Below are 17,093 nucleotides of genomic sequence, written 5' to 3'. Positions count from 1 at the left end.
GATGTTGCAAGTGCAGCCTCTCCGCCCTCAAGCTCGGCAAATCTTTTCTCAAAAACATCTGTTGTAGGGTTGTTTAGGCGAGTGTAGATGTATCCTAACTCTTTTAGGGAAAATAGATTTGCAGCATGCTGTGCATCTTTAAACTCATAAGCTGTTGTTTGATAAATAGGAACTGCCATAGCCCCCTCCGCGCCCTTTTCATAACCCGCATGTAGTGCTTTAGTCTGTAAATCCATTTGATATTCCCCCAAATTAAAAATAAGTGATGCTATTTTATCTAAAATGGATTAATGTAAGTTTTAAAGGGACTCTATTTAGCTCTTTAATCCCTTTGCCCAGTTCTCCATAAGGGTGTGCATCTCCTCTTTTGGAGCTTCCATGAAATCTATCACAATTTTATCTTCAAACTCGCAAATTCCTATGCTTCTAGGTCTAAGAGCCAACATTTTAGTAGTTGGGATTGCCTGCCCAAAACAAAAAACAATATTTTTGGCGTCTAGAAGTCCATCAATCATCTCTCCGCCCAATTTTTTTGTGTGCGAATAGTGGTCAAAAATAGTTATAAACTCGGCAATTGGGTGGTTTATAATCTTCTCTTTAAAATACTCAACCGCTTCATCCGCAGATGAGACTTTTATATCCTCTTTTGATAACTCTAGGCTATAAACCGGATACTTTTGCATTAAAATCGTTTTTTTCATCTTTTACTCCTTGATACAAATATCTTCTTTTTGGATATGCAATAGTGTTTGGTATGTTACTATAAACACTACAACCGTTACAACGGCAATCATTAAGTATGAAAAAAGTTGTAGAGATAAGCAACTGTTTTGATTGTACATCAACATGGAGCTAATTGCCATAGCTGCCAGAGGAAATACAAAAGCCCACCATGAGATAAAAAACTTTATTTTTATAAAGTTTTTATACATAAAAGCTACTAAAAGCGTAAAAAATATAGCCATGTTAAAAAGCATAAGAGCAAAGGTGTCGATAACTTCAAACATTTTAAAGTAAGCTACAAATCCGACCGCAGGAGGGGCAATAAGTATAAATAGCGTGGGCATAAATTTTGCCGCCATTTGGTTGTGAAAAATGATTCTGTTAAGAATGACGGCAAAGAGAATGATCCAAAAAAACATCCCGACACTAAAGAAGTATATAAGTACTCCTAAATTAATAAAGCCAACTCCTGCAACAGGGACTAAAACATTGCCGACAATGGGTATAAACCATGCAGGACTCGAGTGATCTAGCTGCTGATTTTCATTTATCCAAAAAGCAACAGTATGCATTGTGAGATAGAAATGAAGCAGGGTTCCAGGGTACCAAAAAATTGCACTTAGAGTTGGAAAACTCTCTTTGTAGATAATCGCAAGCATAAGCATAGAGATAGAGATAGCCGCAAAAAAGTTTATTCGCACAGGGTGAGAAAACTCATTTTTTACCGCCATTTTGTATTTGAAAAATTTCTTTAGGTAGATAAATGAGACAACTACAAAAATAGCTGTAGTAATATACATAAGAACTTCACCGATAATATGTGGAAAATGGAGCCAGAGCGCAGCCTTTTGATATGTGATAGTGAGTCCGCTCAGACCCATAACAATAGCATACATCATAACAGGAAAAAACTTCAATCTGTTCTTCTCTTGAATCGTTTCCATCTAAGACCTTTAGTATTATTTAGAATTATAATTTTCATAAATTTTACTATAGTTTGCTATAAATGTCAATTAATAAGTAGTAATGTCCAAGAATATAATTGTCGTCAAAAATATTTGAAATAAACTGATTTAAGTTTAAATACTCAAGAAGGTAAAGAGAGATGAAAACGGTGAAACAGGGTTGTTTGAAGAGGCTGATTTAAGAGTATAGTAGCTGTATGTAGTGCTATGAATCGTAGATGACTGCCGTTCCTGCAAGCAGATCGTGAAGCCCTCTTTTGTCATCCCTAAAGGCAACCATAAAAAATCCCATCAGCAGAATAAGGGTAGATGCGATATAGCCAAGAGAGCGTGTAATCGCCTGTTTATTGTCAATATCTTTAAAAGTTTTTGCATCTACAATTTTAACATGGAAAAATTTTTTCCCTGGAGTTGCACCCTGCCATTTTCGCCAAAAAATTAGTGTGACAATCAAAACTGAGAACTCAAAAAGAAGCTCCCATTTAAGTGACTTCGGCGGTTGATTTGCCAATGCTTTTTCGGCATTTCCGCTCATTGCATAAGATATATTTTGTTGAAATTGAGAGAAGTCAAACCAGTTGCCATCACTTAAGAAGTAGATGAGTATTCCAACCGGCAGAGCTAAAAAAAGAGTGTCTAAGAATGAAGCAAAAAAGCGAATCCAAAAGCCGGCGTATCTCACTTCATTCATAAATTTCCCTTAGTGTTATATGTGGTAATTTGGAGCTTCTTGCGTGATGATAACATCGTGAACATGGCTCTCTTTTAGACCCGCACTTGTTATCTCTACAAACTCTGCCTTGTTCCAGAAAGCTTCAATGCTCTCGCTTCCGCAATATCCCATAGATGAGCGAAGTCCGCCCATCATCTGATGAACTATTCCCGCAATGCTTCCTCTAAAAGGAACACGTCCCTCGATTCCCTCTGGAACAAGTTTATCTGAAGCTGTGCCTTCTTGGAAATATCTGTCGGTTGAGCCCTGTTGCATAGCTCCTATACTTCCCATACCGCGGTATGATTTATATTGACGACCTTGAAACATGATTGTCTCTCCTGGTGACTCTTCCGTTCCTGCTAAAAGTGAGCCTGCCATAATACAGCTTGCCCCAACCGCAAGAGCTTTTGCGATGTCGCCCGAGTACTTAATCCCGCCGTCTGCGATAACAGGAACACCGTGCTTGCGTGCTGCATCTGCGCACTCCGCAATAGCTGAGATTTGAGGAACACCCACACCCGCAACGATGCGCGTAGTACATATTGAACCAGGTCCGATTCCAACTTTTACAGCATCAGCCCCGGCTTCTATAAGCGCTTCAACAGCTTCGGCAGTTGCGATGTTTCCGGCGATTACGTCAACTTCCATCGTCTCTTTGATTTTTCTGACAGTATCTAAAATACCTTTCGAGTGACCGTGTGCAGAGTCTAAAACTAAAACGTCAACACCTGCATCAACCAAAGCTTTTGCGCGGTCATACTGCCCAACGCCGATAGCAGCACCTACGATAAGTCTGCCAAAAGCATCTTTGTTTGAGTTTGGATACTCTATACGTTTTTTAATATCTTTGATGGTTACAAGACCTTTTAAAAAACCTTCATCATCAATAATAGGGAGTTTCTCAATCTTGTTTTGGTGCATAATATCAGCAGCTTCATCTAAAGAGATCCCTTTTTTAGCTGTTATAAGAGGCATTTTCGTCATTACCTCTTCAGAACGTTTGCTCATATCTTTTTGAAATCTCATATCGCGGTTTGTAAGAATTCCTAAAAGTTTGTTATGAGCATCAATAACAGGAACACCGGAGATTTTAAACTCATCCATAAGTGCGCTAGCTTCTGCAAGTGTCGCGTCCGGGTGAACATATATAGGGTCTATTATGACTCCACTCTCAGACTTTTTGACTTTTTTAACCTGTTTGCATTGTGTCTCTATATCCATGTTTTTATGGATAATTCCGATTCCGCCGAGTCTTGCCATAGCGATAGCCGCTCTATATTCGGTTACTGTGTCCATTGCAGCCGAGACCATAGGGATTTTAAGTGTGATGTTGCGTGTTAGTTTTGTCTCTAAGGAGACCTCTTTTGGAAGTATTTCTGAGTATTGAGGTACAAGAAGTACGTCTTCAAACGTTAGGGCGCGTTTACGAATTTTCATGATTATCCTTTTAGGGGGTAAAAGTTTTTATGTTGCTATAAAATTCTCTGGATTATAGCTTTTTTGTGGTTAAAAAGAGGTAAAGTGGTTTTTGATTACTCTTGATTTATCTTTCCGATAGCACATGAGAGGAAACTTTTAGCTTTAAGCCCGCCCTTTGTGAGTCTTCTTAAATCTTCGTCTTCTAGGGGGTAACCTAGTGATCTCATCTTTTTGCGAAAACTCAGCTCTGATTCTTCATCTTTTATCTCTAGTGTTACGACTCTAGGTTCTTGCGTCAGATCTACATCAGTTTCGCCAAACTCAATTTTCAGTGCTTTTTTTACGGTGTTTGCACATCCGCCGCACTTGATATTTAGCGCTTTGAAACTTTTTTGCATAATATCTTCTTTAAGAGTTATATTTTATCTGCTTCTCTAAGCTTAATGCTCCATCAAATAGCGTCTGCTCTTCGTAAGCGTTTGCAATCAGCTGCAAACCTATCGGCATACCCTCAGAGCTTTTTGCAACAGGAACAGAGATGGCAGGAAGCCCCGCAAGGTTTACGCTGATAGTGTAAAGGTCGCTTAAGTACATCTCCATCGGAGTTGATAGCTCTCCGAACTTGTTTGCGGTTGTCGGTGCAACAGGCGAGAGTATCAGGTCTACATCTTCAAATATTTTTGAGTACTGGTCTTTGATAAGATGTCTTGTTTTTTGCGCTTTTACATAGTAAGCTTCATAGTATCCGCTTGAGAGAACAAAGTTTCCAAGTAAGATACGGCGTTTTACTTCATCCCCAAAACCTTGACTTCTTGTCTGGATAAATGTGTCGTTTAAATCTTTTCCGACAACTCTGTTTCCATAGCGGATACCATCATAACGAGCCAGGTTTGTAGTAGCTTCTGCCGTTGCCGTTATATAGTAAGCAGAGATGTCAAATTTTGCGTCCATAAGTTCGCGCTCAACTATCTCATGCCCTGCATTTTTAAGTGCATTTATTGCCAGCCCATAAGCTTTTTTTACATCTTCACTTGCATTCTCTATATGTTTTGGCAGAACTGCAATTTTGAGTTTTCTTGATGCGTTGAGTTTATCGCTTACTTTGTCATCTTTATGCGCACTTGTGGAGTCTTTATCGTCATGTCCGCTGATAATGTCGTACAAAATCGCCGCATCTTCAACGTTTTGCGTCATTGGTCCTATCTGGTCAAGCGATGAAGCGTAAGCTCCCAAACCGTAACGGCTAACACGTCCGTAAGTCGGTTTCATCCCCACGATTCCGCAAAATGAAGCAGGCTGACGGATGCTTCCGCCAGTGTCGCTTCCAAGTGCAGCAATAGCAAGACCCGCCGCAACAGCCGCCGCACTTCCGCCTGAGCTTCCACCCGGAACGCAATCTTTGTTGTGTGGATTTAGAGTTTTGCCGTAAAAGCTTGACTCGGTCGTGCTTCCCATAGCAAACTCATCCATATTTGTTCGCCCAAACGGGCTTAGTCCCGCGCCAAGCATCTTCTCTATTACCGTTGCATTGTATGGAGCGATGTAGCCTTGAAGTATGTTTGAGCCTGATGTCACAGACCAATTCTCAACCTGAATATTGTCTTTTATAGCTATCGGCACGCCTTCGCCGACATTGTGAACGTCGAGGTAAGCGTTAATGTCTGCATTTGCTTCTATATTTGTTTTGAGTTCTTCTTTAAATTTTGCCAGTTCGTCTTTACTTAATTTCAGTGCTTCTTTTAATGTAATCACTATTTTTCCTATCTTTATAAATTATTGGGTGTATTATAGCAAAATGCGTCTGTTTTTTCTTTAGCGGGGTTTTGTAAGAGAAAAAAGAGTCAATATTTACCTCTTGAGGCACAACTTATTTTTATTATTTATTTAACTGCTTCAATATTTGCAGAGACTATGTAGTCTTCAATATTTTGGGACCAACCTTTTATAAACTTTTTACTCTCACTCTTGGGTGTGATATTGATGTCTTTAAAACCGGAGTTTTTTAGTACTGCTTCTAAATCATCTATAAAACTGGCACCTGAAATGCAAGCTCCATAACTATCTAGAGTTATCATTTTAGAGGGGATTTTTTTTGTTAATACAATGTCAGATATAGCCAATCTGCCGCCTGTTTTTAGAACCCTGAAAGCCTCGTCAAAAACTCTCTGTTTGTCTAAAGAGAGGTTGATGACACAGTTTGAGATGATTACATTTACGCTATCGTCCGCAACGGGCAGGTTCTCGATCTCACCCAATCTGAAATCAACATTGTCATAGCCATTTTTATCTCTGTTGCTTCGTGCTTTTGCTATCATCTCTCTTGTCATATCTACGCCGATGACCTTTCCTTTTTCTCCAACCTCTATTGAAGCTAAAAAACAATCAAGCCCGGCACCGCTTCCTAAATCTAAAACCACTTCACCTTTTTTCAGTGAAGCTATGGCCGTAGGGTTTCCACATCCCAAACCTTTGTCTGCTTCGGCTGGAATGGAGTTTAGTTGCTCCTTGGAATATCCCAACTCTAAAGATATGTTCTCGCTGCTACAGCAACCACTGGGAGCGCAGCCGCAACTATCATCGTCAGATGCGATTCTCGCATAGTTTTGAGCTATTGCAGCTTTTTTTTGTTCCTGTGTAAAAGTATTCATAAATTTCCTTGAAATATATTTTGAGATTTGATTCTCTAATAGCATAAACGAAAATTTTATAAAAAGGTTTCACTTTTTGTCTAATTTAGCAAAAGTTGCAGTTTTTATCTTTAATATCAAACTCTACGATATTTCCAAAATTGTCATATTTGTAACTGCAACATTGATGCAGTTTCTCTTTTATCTGCTTCTTGCCTCTAAAAATTATGTTTTTAATACTGCTTGAACTAATATCCAGTTTATCGGCTATCTCTTTTTGTTTAAGCTCTTTTATCTCAGAGAGATAGAGAGCTTGGGCGTATTTGGGTGCAAGTGAGTTGATTATCGGTTCTATGCACTCTGAGAGCTCACTTATTGCATCTGCTTGCTCTTTGTCTTTAAAAATATACTCTTCATTAAACTCTATATTATCTCTGTTCTTGGCATCTTTTCTATAAAAATCGATAATTGAATTTCTTGTTATAGTAAATATCCACGATGTCAGTTTCTCATCTGAATCCAGTTTGTCAATATTTTTGTATATTTTTATGAACACTTCAGAGAGAATGTCTTTTGCATCTTCTGTGTCGTGTACTTTTGAGTTTATGAAAGAAAATAGTCTTGAATAGTACTGTTTATATATCTGTTCCATTATGCTTAAATCCTTGTTCTTTGTTCCTTGCCCCTTGTTTCTTAAGCTTTATTGAGGATAGGAGGTATTACACATGTTATAATGGGCACCATACATATTATAAATAAAAAAAGTATACACGTTTAAAGGAAATTTATATGAAACGTATCGTTATTAAAGTTGGTAGTAGCGTTTTAATTGATGATTGTAATATTGCAAAGGAGAGGATGTTAAACCTTGTCTCTCTTATTGTAGAGTTGCGAAAAAAGCATGAAGTTATTTTAGTTACATCTGGAGCTGTTGCAGCCGGGTATACCGCAGTGCAACTCAATAAACTTGTCCCAACAAGTAAAAAAGTGTTGGCTTCATTAGGACAGCCTATTCTTATGAGTTCATATAAGAGCCTGTTTGATATTTTTGACGTTACAATCTCTCAGATCCTTATGACAGAAGATGATTTCAACTCAAGACCCCATACAGAGATTTTTCAAGAGATCATAGAAAGAACATTTAAAAATGACATATTGGCTATTATCAACGAAAATGATATCTCGACGACACCAGAGCAGCTTTTTGGAGATAATGACCAACTTTCAGCTCATGTTACCCACTTCGCAGGAGCAGATTTGCTTGTGATACTGAGTGACATCGATGGTTATTATGACTCAAATCCAAAAGAGAATCCAAAAGCGAAATTACGAAAGCGAGTAAACGAGTTAGCCGAAGAGGAGTTAGACCAAGAGTTCACACCAAATTCTAAATTTGCATCAGGTGGTATAGTAACAAAGCTAAAGGCGGCTCAATATATAATGGAAAACGATTTAGAAATGTTTTTATGTAATGGCTTTGATCTAACTTCAGTTAGAAGTTATCTGCTTGATGATATTCATGTAAAAGGTACGCTCTTTACAAGTAAAAAGTAAAAGTGGCTACCTGGGCGATATGTGTCAGTCTTATCTTTTTTCTATTACAAAATATATATACTTCTGTGTAGTCTCTTTTGGAGTTATATGTGTATAATCTTCGCTTTGAATAAGTGTCAAATTTGATGGAAGTTCATCTAACATTTTTTGATTGTTATACTGTACAATATCCAATCCTGCACACTGAGTAGGACCATCTACTTTAAATGTACTAATAATAGCAATTCCTTTAGAGTTAAGTGAATTAGCTAATACTTTAAAATATTTTGCTCTTTCTTTTTTGGAAAGTAAAAAATGAAAAACTGCTCTATCATGCCAAATATAAAACTTCTTGTCTGTTTCAATATTTAAGATATCGCTACAAATAAATTCTACTTTGCTATTATTTAGTCTTGACTTAACTATATCAAGTGAAGTTTGTGCTGTGTCAAGCAGGGTTATATTTTTATATCCATCATTGAGTAAAGTATCTACAAGATATGATGCTCCACAACCTACATCAATTATATTGACACTGTTTTTTGCATACTTTTTGATAAGCTCTACAGATTTTTGCGGTGAACTTTGATGCCAAAGCACTTGCGTATAATCAGCTTTTTGAAATATACTATCCCAATGCTTCTCTCGCAGCTCATCTGTAGCTATTTTTGTAGCACTAAATATAGCACCTCTTGTAGTCTCTGCTGTTGTATAATGAGTATGTCCGTTGCACTCAACATCTTTAAATCCGGCTTTTTGAATTAACTCTATAAGCTCACTCTCTCTCATAGCTCCAGCAACACAATTAGCCCAATCATCTTCAGCAGAAGATGAACAACACTCGCTACTTGGTTCACTTATATCTATCATATCTGCAAAGGAGATTTTACCGTTTGGCTTCAATACACGATAAATTTCAGCAAAAACAGATTCTTTGCATGAAGTGAGATTGATGGCGCCATTTGATAAAACAACATCCACACTTTCATCTTCTAAGTCAATGGCATCAAAACTACTCTGTAATATTTTTACATTATTGGCATTAGCTTCTTTTGCATGGATAGTGGCAACTTCTACCATTTTCGGAGTGATGTCAACACCAAAAACTTTTCCACTATCTCCAACTAAAAGGGATGCAACAAGTACATCAATACCAGCACCACAGCCAAGGTCTAATACAACATCACCTTTTTTTATCTCTGCATTTGTAAAAGGATTTCCAACTGCAGCACAAAATTCCCACACCTTTGGTGCTATCTTATCTATCCACTCTTGTTTATATCCATGAGCTATTGCATTATCTAAGCCCTTGTCCCAACCAAAATCTTTCTGTGGATTTTGAGCTAATTCAGTGTAGAGTTCTATTATATTTTTATTTTCCATATATATTCCGTTTCGAAAGTAATTACTTTATTGGTCTACTCGTATTTGTTAGTACCTAGCCTTTTAAAAGCTTTTGCAATAACAATTCTTCAACATTTTGTCTTGAATCCAAAATTGCCATTATATAGACAGTATCATTTCCAACTTTATATATAATTCTCCATGGCGTTGCCACAACTTCCCTGTAAAAAGTGATTCCTTCTTTTTGAAGTTCAGGAACAACTCTGCCTTTTAGCGGAAAAAAGTTACTTGAATGGGCTTTTTCTCTTATCTTTTGATATATATCATTTGCAATACTAGGACTATCTTTCTTTATATACGCAACAATATTTAAAAGATCATCTTTTGCGTTTTTAGTCCATTTTAGTTTATAAGTCTCACTCATTTTTTAAGTAGTTCTTCTACAGAGTTAAATACATCTTCTTCACTATGTGTATTTCCATTTTTAATGTCTTCTTCTGCAAAAGAAAGTAGCTTTAAAAGTGAAATGGCATTTTTCATATCCTCATAGCTTTTTGGATCTTGAATAACTGCTTTTGCCTCACCATTTTGTGTGATAATCATGGGTCTATGAGTTTCATTAATATGTTTAAGTACATCAGCTGCTCTACTTTTTAAGTAAGTAACTGGTTTTATATCGTTTATAATTTGCATAACAAACTCCTTCGGTCTTTAAATGGTACCATATTAAGACTGAATTTACAAGTGTAATACTAACGGCTAAATTGAAGGACGTGGCGATTTAATGGCTTTATTATTAACTATCGCCGTGGTAGCCTCGTTCTTCTTCCAATGATTTGTTAGCATTATGTTGTATAATGTGCTAATATTTTATTTACTTTATTGTTTTTATCAAAAAACATTACCTCAATTGCTTTTTTATCAAGAACTGATTTATAATAAATAGCTATTGAATTTACACTAACAGTAACATCTATTAATTCAAATGTTAAATCAGGTACTTTTTGTAAAGCCATTTCCCAATATTCTTTTATTTTATCTTTACCTTTCAATGTTCCAGTTTCAATACCTAATAAAGTTTTTATCATTGGTGTTGTAATTTCAAAATCGTCACTATAATGTGATAGAATTTTATCTATATCATGCGAGTTCCAAGACTCAATCCATTCATTTGTAAATTCTGTAATATTTATATTCATTTTATACTCCTTATGCTAACGGTCGAGGAGAGCAATAGTTTTCCGCTTGCGCTAAACTATTGGTTCCTGCGTATTATTATCTTTTTAAAGTTCAAATATTTGAACTAGCATACTTGAAATATATTGAGAAGTTTGTTTATCAACATCGCCAAGTTTTTTTACTAATCTTGTTTTATCTACAGTTCTGATTTGATCTAATAATACTAAACCATTTTTATTTTTAAATTTTATTTTTGGTCTGAAAATAAAATCAAAACCTTTAGATGTCATAGGTGCAACGATTACTGTTTTTAAAACATTCATTTCATTTGGTGAAATCACTATACATGGTCTTGTTTTTTGAATTTCAGAACCAACTGTAGGGTTTAATTTTACTAAGTAAACTTCAAACCTTTTGATATCTACTACCATTGCCAGTCTTCTAAATCATTATCATTTAGAAAATCTTCCAAAACTCCATCGTCTGAGGCATTTTTGTTTTTTGAAAGCACTTTCTCGATATTTTCTTTCCATGTATCTCTACTTGTATTATTCATAGGCTTAATTAATAAGCCATTTTCTAAAACTTCAAGTTCTAAATTAACATTTTCGAGATGTGCTTGTTGTATTAAAGGCTTAGGAATTCTAATTCCTTGTGAGTTTCCAATTTTAATGAGTGTTGTCATAATAAACTCCTTTTTGTAATTATAATGTAATTACGGATGAAAGTAAATTTAGCTGGATGATAACGTTTAAAATGAGCTAATAAATTGCCCGCAGGGTAATTTATTAGCTCCACTGATTTGTTAGACTTTTGTAGCCTTTAATCTCAGGCGAACATAGTCAGCTACCCAGCCATTTTCTTCTGAATAAATTTTTGGTTTTAATATGGCTCTTACTTCCTGCTTGAAACTGCATTGTTGTTCTTTTGTCAGATGGGACACAATACCGTTGGCAAAAATATCTAACCAGTTTGCAATATCGTCTATTTTTGTTGGTCTGGGAATAAGCTCAATGTATTCAACCTTAAAGCCGTTTGCTTCCAATATTTGTTTATAGTTTGTGTCTTTGGAAAAATACCAAGGATTATTAAATTCACCATATTCTTTATTTTCGTCAAACACTTCTTGCATCGCATCGGTCAGATATTTGATATTTCCATATCCTCCAAACTCGGCAATAAATCTTCCGTTTGCTTTTAATGCATTAGAAATTTTTGAAATTGCTGTTTCTGACTCTTTCACCCAGTGTAAAACTGCATTGGAAAAGACCGCATCAAACTCATTCTCATAGGGGAGTTCTGTCGCACTCATGACATAAGCTTCAATGCCTTTTTCTTTTGTTTTTTCAACCATGTTCTCGCTTAGATCTACGGCAACGACTTTAGCACCGAATTTTTCAATCTCCAAGGCCAGTGTTCCGTCACCGCAACCCAAATCAAGTATGTTTTCATTCTCTTTTGGATTGAGAAGGTCAACAACTGGCAGTGCTAAATTTGATACAAAATCAGCATGTTTATTATAGTTGTCGGCATTCCATTTGTTTGTACTCATTGTGTTCCTTTGTTTTGTAGTCTAACGCCGCTATTCAGCCGCGCGGTTTTTTGCGTCGGCTGAAATAGCCTGGTTATTAATTTTACATCTTTATTAGCTTGTAGAATTTACGACAAATTTTGCAATAACTTACCAAGTGTTTCTTTTGTGTTATTAGCAGGAATATTAAATTTATCAGCATATCGAAGGACTGTACCCCCAAACAAATCCCATTCGCTCTGTTTGCCTTTTAATTCAACATCTCTTTGAAATGATGTTTTTGTTTCAAAAGGAAACTGGTTGGCTTTTGAAAAGGAAGTTTCTACTATATCGGGAGGAAGCTCTATTTCGATAGCCTTTGCAATCAATTCAATTTCTTGCATAATATTTTTAACAAGAATGCCAAGGCTCTCGTCATTAGCTACTTCGCCAATTGTTTTGTCATAGGTCGCTGTTACTAAAGCAAATGATGCAATGAAAATAAATTTTGTCCATATTTCAATATTAACGTCTTCAAAATATTCAATCAAAACGTCAGCTTTTTTAAAAAGATTCAATAATTTTTCGGGATAAAACTTAGGATATGATGGATCTTTACCAATTGATATTTGGCAGGATCCCCCTTTTTGAAAAATGACACCAGGGGATTCTATATGAGTGCCTAAGTATAAACAGGCAGGTAAAATATACCCTTTCTTTAAGTGCTGACGCATTCGGTCATAAATATCAGCACCGTTTAAAAGCGGTAAAATTATTGAGTTTTCATCTGTAATTTTGCTAACTTCTTTAGTAACACTTTCCAAATCATAACCCTTAACGGACACAACAACTATATCAAAAACAGGCAAATCATTAACAGTATCTGCACAAAAATTGGGTTTTATCAGAATCTCTTCATTTCCGCCTTCTTTTTTCAGAAGCAAGCCTTGTTCTAAAATAGCATCTTTATGCTTACCCCTTGCTATAAAGCATGTATTGCCCTTGCCGGTTTCGTTAAAATATTTGGTCAGCAGAGTTCCATAGTAACCACCAACTCCACCAACTCCATAAAAGCATATGTTCATTTATTGCTCCTTTATTCTAATTATTTTTTCAATATTTTAATATTATTCATAACGGGGGCGCGGGTGAGTAACTACCGTTGGTAAACCTTTAGGTTTTCCAATGGTTGCTTGCTCCTCCCGCTTGTTATCTGGCGCTATGCGACAGATGACTAGCGGGTGTTCAGCCCGCGCCCCCGTTATCCGGTCGCGTAGCGAGCGGATAACTATTTATTAGAGGACATTCTATATAAAATAACCTTAAATAACCTGATTAGTGTGACATCAAAAATGTCCTCCTATTTTAAAAAATATGACAAATTGCAATAAAATAGTTTATTTTTTACAAAAAAAGCTAGAATTATCAAAATTTATATTGTCCATTTAGTGAGAAAATCACCATTAGTAGGACAACTTGTTCTGCTAATGGTAAATATTGTGTTTAAAAGGACATTGTGTCCTTTCTAATTAAGGAGTTTATTATGCAGATAAAAAAGAAATTACTTGATATAGTTCGCGAGAAAATTAGAGTAAAACATTACAGTATAAAAACAGAACAAAGTTATGTCGGATGGGTTAAGCAATATATCTTTTTTCATAACAAAAAACATCCTATAGATATGGGAAAAAGAGAGATTGAAGAGTTTTTAACTTATCTTGCAGTTGAGCGAAAAGTCTCTCCCGCTACGCAGAACCAAGCATTTTCTGCATTACTATTTTTATATACTCAGGTTTTAGGCATAGATTTAAAAGACACAAATATTCAAGCTTTAAGAGCACAAGAAAGAAAACATATACCGGTCGTGCTAACAAAGGATGAAGTACAAAAAATTTTGGCAAACCTCACAGGAACTTATCAGTTGATTGTCTATCTTATGTATGGATGTGGTCTTAGGATGAGCGAATCTTTAAGTATTAGGGTTAAAGATGTAGATTTTGGATTTGACAAAATTTACATTTGGGACAGTAAAAGTTTGACAGATAGAACATTACCGTTGCCACAAGCTATAAAACAAAGACTTTTAGCGCAGGTTGATTATGTTGCACAAATTCATAAAAAAGATTTAGAAGATGGATTTGGTTCTGTATATATGCCTTATGCTCTTGAGAAAAAGTATCCAAAAGCACAATTGGAAACAAAATGGCAATTTTTGTTTCCAATGAATAATGTTTCTAAAGATCCAAGAAGTGAAATAACAAGAAGGCATCATGTACATGCTAAAACCTTAAGTAGAAATATTAAAATAGCTTCAAATAAAGCAGATATTTTTAAACGAGTAACCTCGCATATCTTTAGACATTCGTATGCTACACATCTACTACAAGCTGGGATAGATTTGCGTTCAATTCAAGAACTCTTAGGACACAAAAGTGTTGAAACTACAATGATATACACGCATGTTGTTTCAGAGATGAACAAGAGTAAAGTTATGAGTCCTCTGGATTTCTAGACCTTTTCCCTAGTTTAACAAATGCTATTCCTATACCTATGATGACAAATATCACAGCTGCGGTTGCTGCGATAAATGTAAAAGATACGGGCTCGGCAAAATTAGGCATTTAAAACCTTTGTACATCTTGGGCATGTACTCTCTTCATTCTCCGATTGGTATTTCCAGCATCTTGGGCATTTTGCTTTTGTCGCTTTTGCTATGATGAATGTGTCGCCATCTACAACGAACACTCCAAGCTCCGCAGATGTCTCGCCCTCTATAATGCCAGACACCACAAACCAGTCTTCAGCCTCTGTCTTGTCCATTTTGAGAATAGTTTTCGACTCTGTATAAAGTGCCAACTCTAGAGTATTTTTTATGACTTTCTCTTTTTTAAGAGAATCTACTTTCTCGTAAAAACTCTCTCTGGCAGCAAACATGTAGTCAATCTTGAATGTCGATTTTACATCTTCGATACTCTCATAAACAAAATCAAAAATATCCTCTTTGTCGCCTCTGATAATCGCAGGAGCGTTCTCTACAATTTCGTCCGCCGTGTAAGTTAGTATTGGAGCTATCAACCCTAAAAGCGATTTGGCGATGATTGCCATGGCGCTCTGGCTTGCATTTCTCTTTGCGTCATTTTTACCGTCGCAGTAGAGGCTGTCTTTTGTGATATCGATGTAGATTCCGCTTAACTCGTTTACGATAAAGTTGTTGAGCAGACTCATGCCATGTACAAAGTTATAGCCGCTAAATGATTTGTGAACCGCGTCAAATACCTCTTTTGCTTCTGCTAGTATCCACTTGTCAAGCTCGCCCATCTCTTCATGCGGAGTTATCGCTTTTAGGTCGTTTATGTTTGCAAGCATGATTCTAAAAGTGTTTCTTAGTTTACGGTAGTTCTCTGCTGTCTGTTTTAGGATGGCTTGAGAGATTTTGAGATCTCCTTGGTAGTCGCTTGATGCAACCCAAAGACGCAGAATCTCGCTGCCGTACTCTTTTAAAACCTTATCGGGAGCGACTACGTTGCCTTTTGATTTTGACATCTTCTCACCCTTTTCATCAACCGTAAAACCGTGGGTAAGAACTCCTTTGTATGGCGCTTTGTGTTCAACTGCGGCACTTAAAAACATTGATGACTGGAACCAGCCGCGATGTTGGTCGCTTCCCTCAACATATAGATCCGCCTGATATTCGCCTGCGTCGTAGTTGCGGGATTTCAGAACCGAGTACCATGTAGAGCCGCTGTCAAACCAAACATCTAAAATATCTGTTACCTTTTCAAGCTCGTCTGCGCTATATCCTGCACCCGGATAGAGCAGCTGCTCTGTCGGCATGGAGTACCACGCATCGCTTCCGTGCATCTCAAAAACCATTGCAGTAAAGTTTAAAACCTTCTCATCAAGAAGAACTTCGCCAGTTGCTTTTACTCTAAAAAACGCTATCGGAACTCCCCAGTCTCTTTGACGGGAGATACACCAGTCGGGTCTGTTTTCAACCATTGATCTGAGTCTGTTTTTGCCGCTTTGCGGATAAAAGAGAGTCTTTTCAACTTCATTAAGAGCGATTTGTCTCAGTGTTTTGTCTTCACCCTTAGGCGTGCCGTCAACACTGATAAACCACTGTTTTGTCGCTCTGAAGATAAGAGGCGTGTGACTTCTCCAGCAGTGTGGGTAGGAGTGTTTAAACTTTGAGACATGTATAACACTCTCTCCCATAAGAGCGATAATATCTTCGTTGGCTTTAAAGATATGACGCCCTACAAACTCCTCTGCATTGGGGATTAAACCCTCTTTAACGATTGTGTTGTCATAACATCCCGTCTCATCAACCGGCATAACAACTTCGAGGTCATAAACAAGACCAATGCGGTAGTCATCTTCACCATGCCCCGGAGCCGTGTGGACACATCCTGTTCCGTTTTCTACAAGTACATGTTCTCCCAAAACGATGCGGGAAGTTCTACCGTTTAGTGGATTGAGCGCAAGCAGATTTTCAAACTCTTTTGCATGAAAAGTTTTAGCTACTTCGCCGCTTAAGATGCTTTGCTCTTTTAGAGACTCCAGAAGTTTTTTAGCAACGATGTATCCTGTTGTCGTTAAAACGTACTCCTCCTCAGGATTGAGCGATATTCCCGTGTTTGCAGGAATCGTCCATGGAGTAGTTGTCCAGATAACTAAAGCTGCTTTAGAGTTTATGGAGAGTTTCGCCTTTGCCTCATCGCTCAGTTCAAATGCGATAAAGATTGAGTAATCCTCTTTGTCTTCATACTCAACCTCAGCCTCAGCAAGTGCTGTTCTCTCGGCCCATGACCAAAAAACAGGCTTGCTTCTCTCGATTAAAAGACCTTTTTTTGCAACGTTGCAAAGAGTTCGGTAGATGTTTGCCTCAAACTTATAATCCATCGTCACATAAGGATTTTCCCAGTCAGCGATAACGCCTAGTTTTTTAAACTCTTCTCTTTGGATGTCCACAAATTCGGCTGCATGAGCACGGCAAAGCTCTCTGATTTTTGCAGTTTCAAGAAGCTCTTTTTTCTGCTTTCCGCCAAGCTTTTTTTCAACCTGCTGCTCAATCGGAA

The 17,093-nt window shown here is 37.0% G+C and carries 20 protein-coding genes; 2 read left to right on the top strand and 18 right to left on the bottom strand.

The window, feature by feature from the left end; genetic code table 11:
* From RQ763_RS02490 to RQ763_RS02450, 9 genes are all read right to left on the bottom strand, one after another.
* Positions 1-236, bottom strand: a 236-nt coding sequence (locus RQ763_RS02490; RefSeq protein WP_314150953.1) for a PLP-dependent transferase, incomplete at its 3' end; no start/stop codon positions are given.
* Between the two features lie 78 nt (positions 237-314).
* Positions 315-701, bottom strand: coding sequence for a DUF6858 family protein (locus tag RQ763_RS02485; RefSeq protein ID WP_314150952.1), 387 nt, complete (start codon positions 699-701; stop codon positions 315-317).
* Between the two features lie 3 nt (positions 702-704).
* On the bottom strand, positions 705-1,667 hold the full coding sequence (locus tag RQ763_RS02480; RefSeq protein WP_314150951.1) for an SLAC1 anion channel family protein: 963 nt from the start codon (positions 1,665-1,667) through the stop codon (positions 705-707).
* 226 nt (positions 1,668-1,893) lie between these two features.
* Positions 1,894-2,379 carry an RDD family protein gene (locus RQ763_RS02475; protein ID WP_314150950.1) on the bottom strand — a complete coding sequence of 162 codons (486 nt, stop codon included), beginning with the start codon at positions 2,377-2,379 and terminating at the stop codon, positions 1,894-1,896.
* A 15-nt stretch (positions 2,380-2,394) separates the two neighbouring features.
* Positions 2,395-3,840 (bottom strand): IMP dehydrogenase, encoded by a 1,446-nt coding sequence (gene guaB, locus RQ763_RS02470; RefSeq protein ID WP_314150949.1) that lies wholly within the window; start codon positions 3,838-3,840, stop codon positions 2,395-2,397.
* Positions 3,841-3,935: 95 nt separating this feature from the next.
* The gene (locus tag RQ763_RS02465) at positions 3,936-4,220 is read right to left on the bottom strand and encodes a heavy-metal-associated domain-containing protein (protein WP_294930039.1); all 285 of its coding nucleotides are present in this window, start codon (positions 4,218-4,220) and stop codon (positions 3,936-3,938) included.
* Between the two features lie 10 nt (positions 4,221-4,230).
* On the bottom strand, positions 4,231-5,574 hold the full coding sequence (gene gatA / locus RQ763_RS02460) for an Asp-tRNA(Asn)/Glu-tRNA(Gln) amidotransferase subunit GatA (RefSeq protein WP_314150947.1): 1,344 nt from the start codon (positions 5,572-5,574) through the stop codon (positions 4,231-4,233).
* Between the two features lie 128 nt (positions 5,575-5,702).
* Positions 5,703-6,470, bottom strand: a complete 768-nt coding sequence (arsM, locus tag RQ763_RS02455) for an arsenite methyltransferase (RefSeq protein ID WP_314150946.1) — start codon at positions 6,468-6,470, stop codon at positions 5,703-5,705.
* An 85-nt stretch (positions 6,471-6,555) separates the two neighbouring features.
* Entirely contained in the window at positions 6,556-7,101 is a 546-nt protein-coding gene (locus tag RQ763_RS02450) for a sigma-70 family RNA polymerase sigma factor (protein ID WP_314150944.1), read from the bottom strand.
* 137 nt (positions 7,102-7,238) lie between these two features.
* On the opposite strand from RQ763_RS02450, the gene proB reads away from it, so the two are divergent.
* On the top strand, positions 7,239-8,003 hold the full coding sequence (proB, locus tag RQ763_RS02445; protein ID WP_314150942.1) for a glutamate 5-kinase: 765 nt from the start codon (positions 7,239-7,241) through the stop codon (positions 8,001-8,003).
* A 30-nt stretch (positions 8,004-8,033) separates the two neighbouring features.
* Here the strand turns inward: proB and RQ763_RS02440 are convergent, their stop codons facing one another.
* The 8 genes from RQ763_RS02440 to RQ763_RS02405 all read right to left on the bottom strand — a co-directional run bounded on the left by RQ763_RS02440 (position 8,034) and on the right by RQ763_RS02405 (position 13,100).
* On the bottom strand, positions 8,034-9,365 hold the full coding sequence (locus tag RQ763_RS02440) for a methyltransferase domain-containing protein (RefSeq protein WP_314150941.1): 1,332 nt from the start codon (positions 9,363-9,365) through the stop codon (positions 8,034-8,036).
* A gap of 55 nt (positions 9,366-9,420) precedes the next feature.
* Positions 9,421-9,750 (bottom strand): type II toxin-antitoxin system RelE/ParE family toxin, encoded by a 330-nt coding sequence (locus RQ763_RS02435; RefSeq protein WP_314150939.1) that lies wholly within the window; start codon positions 9,748-9,750, stop codon positions 9,421-9,423.
* Positions 9,747-10,019 carry a type II toxin-antitoxin system Phd/YefM family antitoxin gene (locus RQ763_RS02430; protein ID WP_314150938.1) on the bottom strand — a complete coding sequence of 91 codons (273 nt, stop codon included), beginning with the start codon at positions 10,017-10,019 and terminating at the stop codon, positions 9,747-9,749. Before RQ763_RS02430 ends, RQ763_RS02435 begins: the two co-directional genes overlap by 4 nt.
* Before the next feature lie 152 nt (positions 10,020-10,171).
* Complete coding sequence (locus RQ763_RS02425) at positions 10,172-10,525, bottom strand: nuclear transport factor 2 family protein (protein ID WP_314150936.1); 354 nt, start codon at positions 10,523-10,525, stop codon at positions 10,172-10,174.
* An 84-nt stretch (positions 10,526-10,609) separates the two neighbouring features.
* Entirely contained in the window at positions 10,610-10,936 is a 327-nt protein-coding gene (locus tag RQ763_RS02420; RefSeq protein WP_314150935.1) for a type II toxin-antitoxin system PemK/MazF family toxin, read from the bottom strand.
* A complete protein-coding gene (locus tag RQ763_RS02415) occupies positions 10,930-11,190 on the bottom strand; it encodes an AbrB/MazE/SpoVT family DNA-binding domain-containing protein (protein WP_314150934.1) in 261 nt (86 codons plus the stop codon). The genes RQ763_RS02420 and RQ763_RS02415 overlap by 7 nt, the downstream gene beginning before the upstream one ends.
* Before the next feature lie 120 nt (positions 11,191-11,310).
* Positions 11,311-12,057, bottom strand: coding sequence for a class I SAM-dependent methyltransferase (locus tag RQ763_RS02410; protein WP_314150933.1), 747 nt, complete (start codon positions 12,055-12,057; stop codon positions 11,311-11,313).
* Between the two features lie 107 nt (positions 12,058-12,164).
* Positions 12,165-13,100: a 2-dehydropantoate 2-reductase gene (locus tag RQ763_RS02405; protein WP_314150932.1), complete on the bottom strand. Its 936-nt coding sequence runs from the start codon at positions 13,098-13,100 to the stop codon at positions 12,165-12,167.
* Between the two features lie 458 nt (positions 13,101-13,558).
* Here RQ763_RS02405 and RQ763_RS02400 point away from each other — a divergent pair, with 458 nt between their 5' ends.
* Positions 13,559-14,527 (top strand): integron integrase, encoded by a 969-nt coding sequence (locus RQ763_RS02400; protein ID WP_314150931.1) that lies wholly within the window; start codon positions 13,559-13,561, stop codon positions 14,525-14,527.
* Between the two features lie 101 nt (positions 14,528-14,628).
* Here RQ763_RS02400 and ileS read toward each other — a convergent pair.
* The coding region (ileS, locus tag RQ763_RS02395) for an isoleucine--tRNA ligase (RefSeq protein ID WP_314150930.1) at positions 14,629-17,093 on the bottom strand (2,465 nt) is incomplete at its 5' end.

Origin of the sequence: Sulfurimonas sp., assembly GCF_032250635.1 — a bacterium.
In the GTDB taxonomy this organism is placed as follows: domain Bacteria; phylum Campylobacterota; class Campylobacteria; order Campylobacterales; family Sulfurimonadaceae; genus Sulfurimonas.
Note: the sequence above shows the minus strand (reverse complement) of the source record. Positions and strands in the feature narration are given on the sequence as shown.

What these genes read in the sequence shown, in the direction of transcription:
- RQ763_RS02485 (WP_314150952.1), bottom strand. Translation starts at nt 701, where the DNA reads ATGAAAAAAACGATTTTAATGCAAAAGTATCCGGTTTATAGCCTAGAG.
- RQ763_RS02480 (WP_314150951.1), bottom strand. Translation starts at nt 1,667, where the DNA reads ATGGAAACGATTCAAGAGAAGAACAGATTGAAGTTTTTTCCTGTTATG.
- RQ763_RS02475 (WP_314150950.1), bottom strand. Translation starts at nt 2,379, where the DNA reads ATGAATGAAGTGAGATACGCCGGCTTTTGGATTCGCTTTTTTGCTTCA.
- guaB (WP_314150949.1), bottom strand. Translation starts at nt 3,840, where the DNA reads ATGAAAATTCGTAAACGCGCCCTAACGTTTGAAGACGTACTTCTTGTA.
- RQ763_RS02465 (WP_294930039.1), bottom strand. Translation starts at nt 4,220, where the DNA reads ATGCAAAAAAGTTTCAAAGCGCTAAATATCAAGTGCGGCGGATGTGCA.
- arsM (WP_314150946.1), bottom strand. Translation starts at nt 6,470, where the DNA reads ATGAATACTTTTACACAGGAACAAAAAAAAGCTGCAATAGCTCAAAAC.
- RQ763_RS02450 (WP_314150944.1), bottom strand. Translation starts at nt 7,101, where the DNA reads ATGGAACAGATATATAAACAGTACTATTCAAGACTATTTTCTTTCATA.
- proB (WP_314150942.1), top strand. Translation starts at nt 7,239, where the DNA reads ATGAAACGTATCGTTATTAAAGTTGGTAGTAGCGTTTTAATTGATGAT.
- RQ763_RS02440 (WP_314150941.1), bottom strand. Translation starts at nt 9,365, where the DNA reads ATGGAAAATAAAAATATAATAGAACTCTACACTGAATTAGCTCAAAAT.
- RQ763_RS02435 (WP_314150939.1), bottom strand. Translation starts at nt 9,750, where the DNA reads ATGAGTGAGACTTATAAACTAAAATGGACTAAAAACGCAAAAGATGAT.
- RQ763_RS02430 (WP_314150938.1), bottom strand. Translation starts at nt 10,019, where the DNA reads ATGCAAATTATAAACGATATAAAACCAGTTACTTACTTAAAAAGTAGA.
- RQ763_RS02425 (WP_314150936.1), bottom strand. Translation starts at nt 10,525, where the DNA reads ATGAATATAAATATTACAGAATTTACAAATGAATGGATTGAGTCTTGG.
- RQ763_RS02420 (WP_314150935.1), bottom strand. Translation starts at nt 10,936, where the DNA reads ATGGTAGTAGATATCAAAAGGTTTGAAGTTTACTTAGTAAAATTAAAC.
- RQ763_RS02415 (WP_314150934.1), bottom strand. Translation starts at nt 11,190, where the DNA reads ATGACAACACTCATTAAAATTGGAAACTCACAAGGAATTAGAATTCCT.
- RQ763_RS02410 (WP_314150933.1), bottom strand. Translation starts at nt 12,057, where the DNA reads ATGAGTACAAACAAATGGAATGCCGACAACTATAATAAACATGCTGAT.
- RQ763_RS02405 (WP_314150932.1), bottom strand. Translation starts at nt 13,100, where the DNA reads ATGAACATATGCTTTTATGGAGTTGGTGGAGTTGGTGGTTACTATGGA.
- RQ763_RS02400 (WP_314150931.1), top strand. Translation starts at nt 13,559, where the DNA reads ATGCAGATAAAAAAGAAATTACTTGATATAGTTCGCGAGAAAATTAGA.